The sequence below is a fragment of the Mycobacterium sp. DL genome (assembly GCF_039729195.1).
GTDB classification, from domain to species: Bacteria; Actinomycetota; Actinomycetes; order Mycobacteriales; family Mycobacteriaceae; genus Mycobacterium; species Mycobacterium hippocampi_A.
In genome coordinates, this window is the sequence record NZ_CP155796.1 from 2341195 (window position 1) to 2354713 (window position 13519).

A 13519-nucleotide genomic window follows, 5' to 3' on the forward strand; every position below is an offset into this window, starting at 1 on the left:
AAGCCGTGATCCACGGGCAGCGACCACGAAGGACCAATAACAAGGTGTCTGAACCAGAGAAAACCGACGTCCTGCTGGTAGGCGCAGGCATCATGAGCGCCACGCTCAGTGTGCTGCTGCGCCTGGTGGAGCCGGGTTGGTCGATGACATTGGTCGAGCGCCTCGACGGCGCGGCCGCCGAGAGCAGCGATCCGTGGAACAACGCGGGCACCGGACACTCGGCACTGTGTGAGTTGAACTACACCCCGGCGCGGCCGGACGGCTCGATCGACATCACCAAGGCAGTGCACATCAACGAGCAGTTCCAGGTGTCGCGGCAATTCTGGTCGTACGCCGTCGAGAACGGCGTGCTGCCCGATGTGCGCAACTTCCTCAACCCGATCCCGCATGTCAGCTTCGTCCACGGCGCGGACCACGCCGACTATCTGAAGAGACGCTACGAGGCGCTTGTCGGCAATCCGCTGTTCGCCACGATGGAGTTCATCGACGACCGCGACGAGTTCACCCGGCGGTTGCCGCTGATGGCGCAGAAGCGGGACTTCTCCGACCCGGTCGCCCTGAACTGGACGCAGGACGGCACCGACGTCGATTTCGGGTCGCTGTCGCGACAGTTGATCGGTTACGGCGCGCAGCGCGGGATGTCGACGCTGTTCGGCCACGAGGTGCGCGACCTGAAACAGAACTCCGACAGCACGTGGACGGCGAAGGTCGTCAACCGGCGCACCGGCGGTACCCGCAAGATCAACGCCAAGTTCGTCTTCGTCGGCGCGGGCGGCTACGCGCTTCCGCTGCTGCAGAAGGCGGGCATCAAGGAGGCCAAGGGCTTCGGCGGCTTCCCGGTGGGCGGCGAATGGCTGATCACCGGCAAGCCGGAACTCACTGCGGCGCATCAGGCCAAGGTGTACGGCCTGCCGCCTCTGGGCGCGCCGCCGATGTCGGTGCCGCACCTGGACACCCGGGTGATCAACGGGAAGTCCTGGTTACTGTTCGGCCCGTTCGCCGGTTGGTCGCCGAAGTTCCTCAAGCAGGGCAAGGCCACCGATCTGCCGTTCTCGGTCAAGCCGGACAACCTGATTCCGATGCTGGGTGTGGGTCTGACAGAAGGCGGTCTGCTGAAGTACCTGATCGGCCAACTGTTGCTCAGCGAAGCGGCGCGGGTCGAGACACTTCGTGAATTCGCCCCCAGCGCAGTCGATTCCGACTGGGAGCTCGACATCGCAGGTCAGCGTGTCCAGGTGATCAAGAAGGCCAAGGGCAAGGGAGGGGTGCTGGAGTTCGGCACCACGGTGCTGTCGGCCGCCGACGGCAGCATCGCCGGCCTGCTCGGGGCGTCCCCCGGGGCGTCGACCGCGGTGCCGGCGATGTTCGACGTGATGCAGCGGTGCTTCGCCGACCGGTACGAGGGTTGGGTTCCCAAGCTCAAGGAGATGGTGCCGTCGCTGGGCACCAAACTGTCCGACGAACCTGGTCTTTTCGAGGAGGTGTGGGCGCACGGCACCAAGGTGCTCAAGCTCGACAGCCCGGCCAGTGGCGTCCCTGACGTTGCGAAGGCCGGCACCGAACACTCACCGACCGCGGCAACCGCGTGACGGCGGCCGCCGTATGACAGTGGCGCTGCGGCGCAGTTGGGCCAAGGATCTTGATGCCGGGACGCTCTACGAACTGCTCAAGTTGCGCGTCGAGGTCTTTGTCGTGGAGCAGGCCACCCCGTACCCCGAACTGGACGGCCGTGACCTGCTTGCCGAGACACGCCACTTCTGGCTGGAGAGTCCCGAGGGCGTCGTCATCTCCACGCTGCGGCTGATGGAGGAGCATCCCGCGGGCCAGAAGGCCTTCCGGATCGGGCGGGTCTGCACCAAACGCAGCGACCGCGGCCATGGCCACACCGCCCGCCTGCTGCAGGCTGCGCTGGCGGAGGTGGGTGACTACCCGTGCCACATCAACGCGCAGACCTACCTCGAGGAGATGTACGGCAGGCAGGGTTTTGTGCGCGACGGTGACGAATTCCTCGATGACGGAATCCCGCACGTGCCGATGGTGAAACCGTGACCGGCCCCGACGGCACCGCCGCGAACTACCCGTTCAGCGCGGTGGTGGGCCACGATCGGTTGCGGCTGGCGCTGATGCTGTGCGCGGTGCGACCCGACATCGGGGGTGTGCTGATCCGCGGCGAGAAGGGCACCGCGAAGTCGACGGCGGTGCGCGCTCTGGCCAAGGTGCTGACCCAGGCGTTCGAGGCGTCCGGTGACCACGGCGGCCAGCTGGTCGAACTGCCGATCGGCGCCACCGAGGACCGTGTGGTCGGATCGCTCGATCTGCAGAAGGTGCTGCGCGACGGTGAACACGCGTTCTCGCCGGGCCTGCTGGCCCGCGCGCACCGCGGCGTGCTGTACGTCGACGAGGTCAATCTGCTGCACGACCACCTGGTCGACGTGCTGCTGGACGCGGCCGCGATGGGCCGGGTGCACATCGAGCGCGACGGTGTCTCGCACAGCCACGATTCCCGGTTCGTGCTGATCGGCACCATGAATCCCGAAGAGGGGGAGCTGCGTCCGCAGCTGCTCGACCGGTTCGGGCTGACCGTCGACGTGGCCGCATCGCGGGACGTCGACGTACGGGTGGCGGTGATCCGGGCGCGCCTCGCCTACGAAGCCGCGCCGCAGGAGTTCGCAGAGCGGTATGCCGCAGCCGATTCCGAACTGGCTGAACGTATCTCGCGGGCCCGCGCGCTGTTGCCCGATGTGGTGTTGCCCGACAAGGAATTACGGCGTATCGCCGCGCTGTGCGCGGCCTTCGACGTCGACGGGATGCGCGCCGATCTGGTGGTCGCCAGGACCGCGGTGGCTCACGCGGCGTGGCGCGGGGCGGGCGAAACAACCGGGGCGGGCGAAGCGACGGAAGCAAGGATCACCGTCGACGAGGACGACATCCGGGTGGCCGCCGAACTCGCGCTACCGCACCGCCGCCGCCGCGACCCGTTCGACGATCCCGGTCTGGATCCGGACCGCCTCGACGACGCGATGGACCAGGCGGGTCAGGACGCCGAGGAGCCGCCCGAGCCGGACCCCGAGCCGGATCCGCCGGGGGGTGGCGAAGCGGCCCCCGAGGAGTCTGCGAACGGGCAAGCACCCCAGCAGGATTCAGCGGAGGCGGCGAGCTCGCCGCGATCTGACGGGTCTCCGGCGAAGTCGGTCTCGAACGCCCCGCCTGCTCCGACGCTGTCCAGTGCCCCGCCGTCGTTGGCGTTCCGCACCAAGGCGCTCGTCGTTCCCGGGGTGGGCGAGGGTGCGCCGGGCCGGCGATCACGCGCCCGCAACCGCACCGGCACCGTCGTCGCCGCAGCCACCGAACCCGATGCGGGACACGGAGTTCACGTGTTCGCGACGCTGCTGGCCGCGGCGGGACGGCAGGCGGCGGCGGGCAGGGTGCGACCGGGTCCCGGTGATGTCCGGCGCGCAGTCCGGGAAGGACGCGAAGGCAATCTGGTGATCTTCGTCGTGGACGCCTCGGGTTCGATGGCGGCGCGCGACCGGATGTCGGCGGTCGGAGGCGCCACTCTGTCGCTGCTGCGCGACGCCTATCAGCGCAGGGACAAGGTCGCGGTGATCACCTTCCGCCGGGACGCCGCGCAGGTTCTGCTGCCGCCGACGTCGTCGGTATACATCGCGAGCAGTCGGTTGGCCCGCTTCGACACCGGTGGCAGGACGCCGCTGGCGCAGGGATTGTTGGCCGCCCGCGACATGGTGGTGCGGGAGCGTGCCCGTGACCGCGCACGCCGCAGCCTCGTGGTGGTGCTCACCGACGGCCGCGCGACCGGTGGTCCCGACCCGCTCGGCCGGACCCGCATCGCTGCGGCCCGCCTCGTCGCCGAAGGTGCCGCCGCCGTCGTCGTCGACTGCGAAACGTCCTACATCCGACTGGATCTGGCGAGTGATCTGGCCCGGCACCTGAACGCGCCGGCGGTGCGGCTGGATCAGTTGCGAGCCGACAGCCTGACCGATCTTGTCAAGGTGCAGACCGACCGCGGCGCGGCGTAGGAGGGTGGGCCGATGCCTCAGGGACAACCGCTGACAGTTCCCCGCGACGGGTTGACGACTCGGGCGCGGCGTAACGCCCCGCTGCTGGCCGTGCACACCGGGCCGGGCAAGGGCAAGTCCACCGCCGCGTTCGGGATGGCGCTGCGGGCTTGGAATCAGGGCTTCGACATCGGGGTGTTCCAGTTCGTCAAGAGCGCCAAGTGGCGGGTCGGGGAGGAGAGCGCGTTGAGCGAACTCGGCCGCGTCCACGACGAGCGCGGCGTCGGCGGACCTGTGGAATGGCACAAGATGGGCTCGGGTTGGTCCTGGTCGCGTAAGGCCGGAACCGAGGTCGACCACGCCGTCGCGGCGGCCGACGGCTGGGCCGAGATCACGCGCCGGTTGGCCGAGCAGCGCCACGACTTCTACGTGCTCGACGAGTTCACCTACCCACTCAAATGGGGCTGGGTGGACACCGACGAGGTGGTGGAGGTGCTGCGTTCGCGGCCGGGCAATCAGCACGTGGTGATCACCGGCCGCGACGCCCCTGCGGCGCTGTTGGAGGCCGCCGATCTGGTCACCGAGATGACGAAGGTCAAGCATCCGATGGACGCCGGCCGTAAAGGTCAGAAGGGCATCGAGTGGTGACCTTGCGGAGCGGGTCGTGAGCACCCCGGCCGTCGTGATCGCCGCGCCGGCGTCGGGCAGCGGAAAGACCACCGTCGCAACGGGTCTGATGGGTGCCCTGCGCCGTGCCGGCCACCGGGTGGCGCCGTTCAAGGTCGGACCGGACTTCATCGATCCGGGATACCACGCGTTGGCCGCCGGGCGTCCCGGGCGCAACCTCGACGCGGTGCTCGTCGGGGAGGACCTGATCGGTCCGCTGTACCGGCACGGCAGCGACGACGCCGACATAGCGGTCGTCGAGGGCGTCATGGGTCTGTTCGACGGCCGCATCGCAGAGGGTGGCTCGGCAGCTGCGCGGGGTTCCACCGCACACGTCGCCGCGCTGCTGGGTGCTCCCGTGGTGCTGGTCGTCGACGCGCGCGGTCAGAGCCACAGCGTCGCCGCACTTCTGCACGGTTTTGCGACGTTCGACCACAGCGTGCGTCTGGCCGGGGTGATCCTCAACCGCGTCGGGTCCGCACGCCACGATGCGGTGCTGCGTCAGGCGTGTGCGCAGGCGGGGGTGGCGGTGCTGGGGTCCATACCCCGCGCCGACGAGTTGAGCGTTCCGTCGCGGCATCTCGGGCTCGTGACGGCCGTGGAGCACGGCCGCCGGGCCGGCGCCGCGGTCGAGGCGATGATCGGGTTGGTGGCCCGCCACGTCGATCTCGACGCGCTTGTCGCCGCTGCGGCGAGCCATGTCGCCGACGAGCCGTGGACACCGCGGCAGTCCGAACCACTCGCCGAACCGGTGACCGTCGCGTTGGCCGCGGGCAAGGCGTTCAGTTTCGGCTACACCGAACACGGCGAGCTGTTGCGGGCCGCCGGCGCGCACGTCGTGGACTTCGACCCGCTGCACGATCCGTTGCCGCCGGGGTCGGCGGCGCTGGTGCTGCCGGGAGGGTTTCCCGAACAGTTCAGTACCGACCTGTCGGCCAACGCGTTGGTGCGCCAACAGATCGGCGCGCTGGCCGCGAGCGGTGCACCGGTGCACGCCGAGTGCGCGGGGCTGATCTATCTGGTCGACGACCTCGACGGACACCCGATGTGTGGCGTACTGGCCGGATCGGCGGCGTTCTCCGACTCCCTGACCCTCGGCTACCGCGACGCCGTGGCGGTTGTCGATTCCTCACTGCACGCCCTGGGTGACCGGTCCGTCGGCCACGAGTTCCACCGCACCAAGGTGCAGTTCGCCGACAACCCGCAACCGGCGTGGCGCTTCAAGGGTTGGGGCGGCGGGATCGTCGACGACGGCGCCGTGCAGGGTGGCGTCCACGCCGGATATCTGCACACCCATCCGGCCGCGCACCCGCAGGCGATCGCCCGCTTCGTCGCTGCGGCCGCAACATCTAGGCTCGCCGGGTGATCGAGAACGCCTATCTGGTCGGCCTGCAGCTGACGGGCAAGAAGGTCGTCGTCGTGGGTGGGGGCACCGTCGCGCAGCGCCGACTGCCGCTGCTGGTCGCCAGTGGCGCCGATGTGCACGTCATCACCGTCGCTGCCACCCCTGCTGTCGAGGGCATCGACGGAATCACGTTGACGATGCGGGAGTTTCGTGAGGGTGATCTCGAAGGCGCCTGGTATGTGATCGCCGCCACCGACGACCCCGAGGTCAACGCCGCCATCGTCGCGGAAGCGGAACGTCGGCACATCTTCTGCGTGCGTGCCGACGTGGCGCGCGAAGGTACCGCCGTGACGCCGGCGTCCTTCGAGTACGAGGGGCTCGCGGTGGGGGTGCTGGCAGGCGGCGAGCACCGCCGGTCGGCGGCCATCCGCTCGGCGATCCACGAGGCCCTGCAGCAGGGTCTGATCGCGGCCGAGGCCCCTGGAGTGGTGCACGGCGGCGTGGCGTTGGTGGGCGGCGGGCCCGGAGACGCTGAACTGATCACGGTGCGCGGTCGGCGACTGCTGGCACATGCCGACGTCGTCGTCGCCGACCGCCTCGCCCCGCAGGAACTCCTCGCCGAGCTGTCGCCGGATGTCGAGGTGATCGACGCGGCGAAGATCCCGTACGGCCGCGCGATGGCCCAGGACGCGATCAACGAGGTGCTCATCGACAGGGCCCGAGCCGGCAAGTTCGTGGTGCGGCTCAAAGGCGGCGACCCGTTCGTGTTCGCGCGGGGCTACGAGGAGATCATCGCGTGCGCCGATGCGGGCATTCCGGTCACCGTGGTGCCCGGTGTGACCAGTGCCATAGCGGTTCCTGCACTTGCCGGTGTCCCGGTCACGCATCGGGCGGTCAACCATGAGTTCGTGGTGGTCAGCGGCCATGTGGCGCCCGACCATCCGGAATCGTTAGTGAATTGGGATGCGCTGGCCGCGATGACCGGCACGATCGTGCTGCTGATGGCGGTCGAACGGATCGAGCTTTTTGCCGAGGTTCTGATGAAAGGCGGCCGACCAGCCGATACGCCGGTTCTGGTGGTGCAGCACGGCACCATGTCGTCGCAGCGCACGCTGCGGGCCACGCTCGCCGACGCGCCGGAGCGAATCCGGTCGGACGGCATCCGGCCTCCCGCGATCATCGTGATCGGTGCTGTCGCGGGCTTCGCTGGGTAAAGGAATCTTAAGAGTACTGTAAGGTAACTCGGTATGACGGCTCTCAATGACGCAGAGCGCGCCGCCATCCAACGTGATGCCGAAGGCAGAAAAAAGTGGGGCTCCAAGCGAGCGCAACCCGCCACTGCCTCCGGAACGGCCGCCGCCGGTGCTGCTGCGCCGCGATCCGGCAAGACCCCTGCCTGGCTTCCCTCGCGGCGCTTCTTCGCCGCGGTCATCGCCATCGGTGGCATGCAGCTGCTGGCGACGATGGACAGCACCATCGCCATCGTCGCGCTGCCGAAGATCCAGGACGAACTCAACCTGTCCGACGCCGGCCGCAGCTGGGTCATCACCGCCTATGTCCTGACGTTCGGCGGGCTGATGCTGCTGGGTGGGCGCCTCGGCGACACCATCGGCCGCAAGCGCACCTTCATCGTCGGCGTCGCGCTGTTCACCATCGCCTCGATCCTGTGCGGCATCGCCTGGGACGAAGCCACCCTGGTGATCGCCCGGCTCCTGCAGGGTGTCGGCGCCGCCATCGCCTCACCCACGGGTCTGGCGCTGATCGCGACGACATTCCCGAAGGGGCCGGCCCGCAACGCGGCCACAGCTGTCTTCGCGGCGATGACGGGCGTCGGCTCGGTGCTGGGCCTGGTCGCCGGTGGTGCGCTGACCGAGGTGTCGTGGCGGTTGGCCTTCCTGGTGAACGTGCCCATCGGCCTGCTCGTGATCTACCTGGCCCGCAAGACGCTTCGGGAGACCAACAAGGAGCGGCTGAAGCTCGACGCGGCAGGTGCGCTGCTGGCGACGCTGGGCTGCACGGCCGCGGTGTTCGCCTTCTCGATGGGGCCCGAACAGGGCTGGTTGTCGACGGTCACGATCGCCTCCGGTGTGGTGGCGCTGGCCGCCTTTGCGGCGTTCCTCTTCGTCGAGCGCACGGCCGAGAACCCGGTTGTTCCGTTCGAGTTGTTCCACGACCGCAACCGGGTGGCCACCTTCGCCGCGATCTTCCTCGCCGGCGGTGTGATGTTCACGCTGACCGTGACGATCGGCCTGTACGTGCAGGACATCCTCGGGTACAGCGCGTTGCGCGCCGGTATCGGGTTCATCCCGTTCGTCATCGCGCTCGGAATCGGCCTGGGCCTGTCCTCGGCGCTGGTGTCGAAGTTCCCGCCGCGGATCCTGGTGATCGCCGGTGGTGTGCTGGTACTCGCGGCGATGCTCTACGGCTCGACGCTGGACGCCGGCATCCCGTACTTCCCGAACCTCGTTCTGCCGATCACCATCGGTGGCTTCGGTATCGGAATGATCGTGGTGCCGCTGACGGTGTCGGCGATCGCCGGTGTCGGGTTCGATCAGATCGGGCCCGTGTCGGCCATCGCCCTGATGTTGCAGAGCCTCGGCGGGCCGGTCGTGCTGGCCGTCATCCAGGCCGTCATCACCTCGCGCACCCTGTATCTGGGCGGCACCACCGGCCCGGTGAAGGACATGAACGCAGCACAGTTGCACGCGCTGGACCAGGCGTACTCGTATGGCCTGTTGTGGGTGGCCGCGGTGGCGATCATCGTCGGCGGCGCCGCACTGTTCATCGGCTACACCGCCGAGCAGGTGGCGCACGCGCAGGAAGTCAAGGACGCCATCGACGCCGGGGAGCTTTAGCTCCTCTCGGATTCGGCGCGTCGGGCGATCGTGACGGTGCGCTGGCGCGCCCGATTCACCCGCAGAAGTAAGGTTGTCGGCTGTGATCACCCGTATGTCCGAGCTGTTCCTGCGTACCCTGCGCGACGACCCCGCCGATGCCGAGGTGCCCAGCCACAAACTGTTGATCAGGGCCGGATACGTGCGGCCCATCGGCCCCGGTCTCTACAGCTGGCTGCCGCTGGGCCTGAAGGTGCTCCGCAAGGTCGAGGCGGTCGTCCGCAGTGAGATGAACGCCATCGGCGGCCAAGAGATCCTGTTCCCCGCGCTGCTGCCGCGTGGCCCCTACGAGACGTCGAACCGGTGGACCGAATACGGCGACGGCGTGTTCCGGCTCAAGGACCGTCGCGGCAGCGACTACATGCTGGGGCCGACGCACGAGGAGTTCTTCACCCTGACGGTCAAGGGTGAGTACTCCTCGTACAAGGATTTCCCGTTGCGGCTCTACCAGATCCAGACGAAGTACCGGGACGAGGCCCGCCCACGGGCGGGCATCCTGCGGGGTCGCGAGTTCGTGATGAAGGACTCGTACTCGTTCGACGTCGACGACGAGGGGCTCAAGAACGCCTACTACGCGCACCGTGACGCCTATCAGAAGATCTTCGAACGGCTGGCCGTGCGCTACGTCATCGTGTCCGCGGTGTCGGGGGCCATGGGCGGCAGCGCGTCTGAGGAGTTCCTCGCCGAGAGCGACATCGGCGAGGACACCTACGTGCGCTGCCTGGAATCCGGATACGCGGCCAACGTCGAGGCTGTGGTCACAGCGCGGCCGGAATCCATCGCTTTCGACGGGCTGCCCGAAGCCGTCGAGTACGACACCGGCAACACCCCGACGATCGCCACGCTGGTCGAATGGGCCAACGGCGCCGGACTCGGCAGGCAGGTCACCGCAGCGGACACGCTGAAGAACGTGTTGCTCAAGACCCGGTTGCCCGGTGGCGACTGGGAACTGCTCGCGATCGGTGTTCCGGGCGACCGTGAGGTCGACGACAAACGACTCGGTGCCGCCCTCGAGCCGGCGGAGTACGCGATGCTCGACGACGCCGACTTCGCCAAGCATCCCTTCCTGGTGAAGGGCTATATCGGCCCGAAGGGCCTGCTCGCCAACGGGGTTCGATATCTGGTCGACCCCCGCATCGTCGACGGCACGTCGTGGATCACCGGAGCTGACGCGCAGGGTCGCCACGTGGTCGGGCTGGTGGCCGGTCGCGACTTCACCGCCGACGGCACCATCGAGGCCGCCGAAGTCCGCGAGGGCGACCCCTCACCCGACGGCTCGGGACCGCTGGTCGCTGCGCGTGGTATCGAGATCGGCCACGTCTTCCAGCTGGGCCGCAAGTACACCGACGCGTTCACCGCCGACGTGCTCGGCGAGGACGGCAAGCCCGTGCGGTTGACGATGGGGTCCTACGGCGTCGGCGTATCGCGACTCGTGGCGGTGATCGCCGAGCAGCATCACGACGAGCTCGGGCTGCGCTGGCCGTCGTCGGTGTCGCCGTTCGACGTGCACATCGTCATCGCCAACAAGGACGCCGACGCGCGCACCGGGGCCACCGAGCTCGCCGGTCAACTCGACGTGCAGGGCTTCGAGGTACTGCTCGACGACCGGAAGTCTTCGCCCGGGATCAAGTTCAAGGACGCCGAACTGCTCGGTGTGCCGTGGATCGTCGTGGTCGGCCGGGGGTGGGCCGACGGTGTGGTCGAGCTACGCGATCGGTTCAGTGGCGAGAAGCGCGATGTGCCGATCGAGGCCGCAGCGGCCGACATCGCCGCGGCTATCCGCTAGCGGGCCGGTCATTCGGTGCCGCCGGGAAACGCCACGGTGATCGTGGTGTCCTCGCGGACGCGGCGCCAGAGCGCTGCGGTGATCGCGCATTCGGTCAGCGCGGTGACCCCGAATGTCCGCACGCCCGGTTCGGTCGCCTGCTCGATGACGGCGCGCCACGCCGTGGCCGCGTCCTGCTCCATCGTCACCGCCAGGTTGGCCGCATCGGCGGGAGTGTCGACCTCCATCGGCAGCGAATACCCGGCTGCGGGTATCGGCTCTGCGGCTCCACTGTCGTTGAGCAGCACGATCGCTGCCTCCCGCCGGGCCCGGTGCTCGGCCATCGCCTGGGCCACGAGGTAGTTGACCTCGGGGACCGAGTGCGCGGAGACGACGCCGTACCCGTAGATGGTGGCGTGCTCGGTGGCGATCGCATCGAACAATGCGCCGTCGGCCGCGTCGCTCGGACGGGTCGGTTCCGGTGCGGGATCGGGGGATGTCACCGGGCACCACCGGCCGGGGTCAGCGCCACGCTGTAGGCGGTCGTACAGGCTGCGGCGATCGACCCGAGCAGCCCGGCGCGATAGCCGGACAACTCGGCCGCGGCCTGCGCGGCGCTGTCGGCCGACGCCCGCAGGGAGCCGATCACGTCGTCGACGGTGGGCACGGTTGTGGCCGCCGACTCGGTCGTCGTGGTCGTGGTCGTGGTCACGGAAGCGGTCGGGGCGGCGTGGCCGGTCATCCGCACGATCTCCTCGGAAAGCGCCTCGGCGTGCGCCGCGCGCTCGGCGGCGACGTCGGTCAGTGCATCGGCGGCCGATCCACGGGCGGCCACGACGGCGTCGGTGGCCAGGCGGCTGTCGGCGCGGGCGCGATCCAGCGCGGTCGTCAGGTCGTCGAGGTCGGGCGGGGGAGCCGCGGTGCCACATGCCACCGATGTCGCCGCCGTCGCCCCGACCATCACCAACGTTGCCGCCCCGACGAGTATGCGGCGGCGGCTGAGGGTCGGCGAAGGGCTCGGCACGCCAACATCCTGCCATTGCCGCCGCCGGCGCCGCGGAGGTGGAGATCGGTGTCGGACCCCCGCCAGGGACCGGTTTTCGTTATTTGGCTTGCCGACGCTGGCGTATCGTGGTGTGTCGGGTCCGCGACTTACGTTCTGCGTGATGTCGCCACGACCCGTGGTCCGGACAACTCAAGACGAGGAGCTCGCCGTGGCGGAGCGGTCTACGGAATTACCGTCGCAACGACAGGTGATCGAACTGCTCGAAGGCGAGTTCGCGCGTGCCGGATTCGACATCGAGGACGTGGTGATCGACGCCTCGGCGCGGCCCCCCCGGATCGCGGTGGTCACCGACGGAGACAACGGGTTGGACCTCGATTCGGTTGCGCGGCTGTCCCGGGTGGCCTCAGAACTGCTCGACGGCCTCGACAGCGCGGCCTACCTCCTCGAGGTGACCTCACCGGGGGTCGAGCGCCCGCTGACGACCGACAAACACTTCCGCCGGGCCCGTGGCCGCAAGGTCGAGATGACGCTCGCCGATGGTGAGACCCTGACCGGACGGCTGGGGGAGGCGACGGGATCCACGGTCCGCCTGGTGCTGCGCGCCGGTGCCCGCGGCGAGTTCGCAGTCCGCGACATCGACCTCGACACCGTCGTCAAAACTGTTGTACAGGTGGAGTTCTCGCCGCCAGATCCACGCGAGTTGGAGTTGGCCGGCCAAGCAGGAAAGGAGGCCTGAGCGTGAACATCGACATGGCGGCACTGCACGCGATCGAGGCCGACAAGGGAATCACCGTCGACGTCGTCGTCGACACCATCAAATCGGCACTGCTGACGGCGTATCGACACACCGAGGGCCACGAGGCCGAGGCGTATATCGACATCGACCGCAAAACCGGTGTCGTGAAGGTGATGGCCCGCGAAACCGACGCCGACGGCAATGTGTTGCACGAATGGGACGACACCCCTGAGGGTTTCGGCCGGATCGCGGCGACCACCGCGCGCCAGGTGATCCTGCAACGGCTCCGCGACGCCGAGAACGAGAAGAACTACGGTGAGTTCGCGGCCCGGGAGGGAGACATCGTCGCCGGTGTCATCCAGCGGGACGCGCGCGCGAACGCCCGCGGTCTGGTGGTGGTCCGCATGGGCAGCGAGACGAAGGGGTCCGAGGGCGTCATCCCGTCCGCCGAACAGGTGCCCGGCGAAAGCTACGAGCACGGAGATCGGTTGCGCTGCTACGTCGTCGGTGTGTCCCGTGGCGCCAGGGAACCGCTCATCACGCTGTCACGGACACACCCCAATCTGGTGCGCAAATTGTTCTCCCTGGAGGTCCCCGAGATCGCCGACGGGTCGGTCGACATCGTTGCGGTGGCCCGGGAGGCCGGTCACCGGTCCAAGATCGCCGTCACGTCGCGCATGCCGGGTCTGAACGCCAAAGGTGCCTGCATCGGTCCGATGGGCCAGCGGGTGCGCAATGTGATGAGCGAGCTGTCCGGCGAGAAGATCGACATCATCGACTACGACGAGGACCCTGCCCGGTTCGTGGCCAACGCACTGTCGCCGGCCAAGGTGGTGTCGGTGTCGGTGATCGACGAGGGCACCCGGGCGGCACGGGTGATCGTCCCGGACTTCCAGCTGTCCCTGGCCATCGGCAAAGAAGGTCAGAACGCCCGGCTGGCGGCACGGTTGACGGGCTGGCGCATCGACATCCGCAGCGACGATGCGGCAGCCGACAGGCCCGCGGAGCGCACACCGCCCCGACCGGATGCGGCCCACGGCGCGGTGGGGGAACGCTGACCCGCGGCCGAGTCCGTTCGCTTTCGGCACCGA

General features: G+C 68.7%; 12 protein-coding genes. 10 read left to right on the forward strand and 2 right to left on the reverse strand.

Annotated elements, in window-relative coordinates:
- Positions 1 to 44 precede the first annotated feature (44 nt).
- The 8 genes from mqo (at position 45) to ABDC78_RS11275 (ending at position 10707) form a co-directional block, all read left to right on the forward strand.
- A complete protein-coding gene (gene mqo, locus ABDC78_RS11240; RefSeq protein ID WP_178362293.1) occupies positions 45 to 1589 on the forward strand; it encodes a malate dehydrogenase (quinone) in 1545 nt (514 codons plus the stop codon).
- A 13-nt stretch (positions 1590 to 1602) separates the two neighbouring features.
- Positions 1603 to 2049, forward strand: coding sequence for a GNAT family N-acetyltransferase (locus tag ABDC78_RS11245; RefSeq protein ID WP_178362294.1), 447 nt, complete (start codon positions 1603 to 1605; stop codon positions 2047 to 2049).
- A 74-nt stretch (positions 2050 to 2123) separates the two neighbouring features.
- Positions 2124 to 4037, forward strand: a complete 1914-nt coding sequence (locus tag ABDC78_RS11250) for a VWA domain-containing protein (protein WP_178362397.1) — start codon at positions 2124 to 2126, stop codon at positions 4035 to 4037.
- A 12-nt stretch (positions 4038 to 4049) separates the two neighbouring features.
- Positions 4050 to 4664, forward strand: a complete 615-nt coding sequence (gene cobO, locus ABDC78_RS11255; protein ID WP_178362295.1) for a cob(I)yrinic acid a,c-diamide adenosyltransferase — start codon at positions 4050 to 4052, stop codon at positions 4662 to 4664.
- Between the two features lie 16 nt (positions 4665 to 4680).
- The gene (locus tag ABDC78_RS11260) at positions 4681 to 6048 is read left to right on the forward strand and encodes a cobyrinate a,c-diamide synthase (RefSeq protein ID WP_178362296.1); all 1368 of its coding nucleotides are present in this window, start codon (positions 4681 to 4683) and stop codon (positions 6046 to 6048) included.
- Positions 6045 to 7241, forward strand: coding sequence for a uroporphyrinogen-III C-methyltransferase (gene cobA / locus ABDC78_RS11265; protein WP_178362297.1), 1197 nt, complete (start codon positions 6045 to 6047; stop codon positions 7239 to 7241). The genes ABDC78_RS11260 and cobA overlap by 4 nt, the downstream gene beginning before the upstream one ends.
- A 33-nt stretch (positions 7242 to 7274) precedes the next feature.
- On the forward strand, positions 7275 to 8882 hold the full coding sequence (locus tag ABDC78_RS11270) for an MFS transporter (RefSeq protein ID WP_178362298.1): 1608 nt from the start codon (positions 7275 to 7277) through the stop codon (positions 8880 to 8882).
- Between the two features lie 82 nt (positions 8883 to 8964).
- The gene (locus tag ABDC78_RS11275; protein WP_178362299.1) at positions 8965 to 10707 is read left to right on the forward strand and encodes a proline--tRNA ligase; all 1743 of its coding nucleotides are present in this window, start codon (positions 8965 to 8967) and stop codon (positions 10705 to 10707) included.
- A gap of 8 nt (positions 10708 to 10715) precedes the next feature.
- Here ABDC78_RS11275 and ABDC78_RS11280 read toward each other — a convergent pair whose 3' ends face one another.
- Both ABDC78_RS11280 and ABDC78_RS11285 read right to left on the reverse strand, forming a co-directional pair.
- The gene (locus tag ABDC78_RS11280) at positions 10716 to 11189 is read right to left on the reverse strand and encodes a ferritin-like domain-containing protein (RefSeq protein WP_178362300.1); all 474 of its coding nucleotides are present in this window, start codon (positions 11187 to 11189) and stop codon (positions 10716 to 10718) included.
- Complete coding sequence (locus ABDC78_RS11285; RefSeq protein ID WP_178362301.1) at positions 11186 to 11710, reverse strand: hypothetical protein; 525 nt, start codon at positions 11708 to 11710, stop codon at positions 11186 to 11188. Before ABDC78_RS11285 ends, ABDC78_RS11280 begins: the two co-directional genes overlap by 4 nt.
- A gap of 190 nt (positions 11711 to 11900) precedes the next feature.
- Between ABDC78_RS11285 and rimP the strand changes: the two genes are divergently transcribed.
- A complete protein-coding gene (rimP, locus tag ABDC78_RS11290; protein WP_178362398.1) occupies positions 11901 to 12428 on the forward strand; it encodes a ribosome maturation factor RimP in 528 nt (175 codons plus the stop codon).
- 2 nt (positions 12429 to 12430) lie between these two features.
- On the forward strand, positions 12431 to 13486 hold the full coding sequence (gene nusA, locus ABDC78_RS11295; protein WP_178362302.1) for a transcription termination factor NusA: 1056 nt from the start codon (positions 12431 to 12433) through the stop codon (positions 13484 to 13486).
- Positions 13487 to 13519 lie beyond the last annotated feature (33 nt).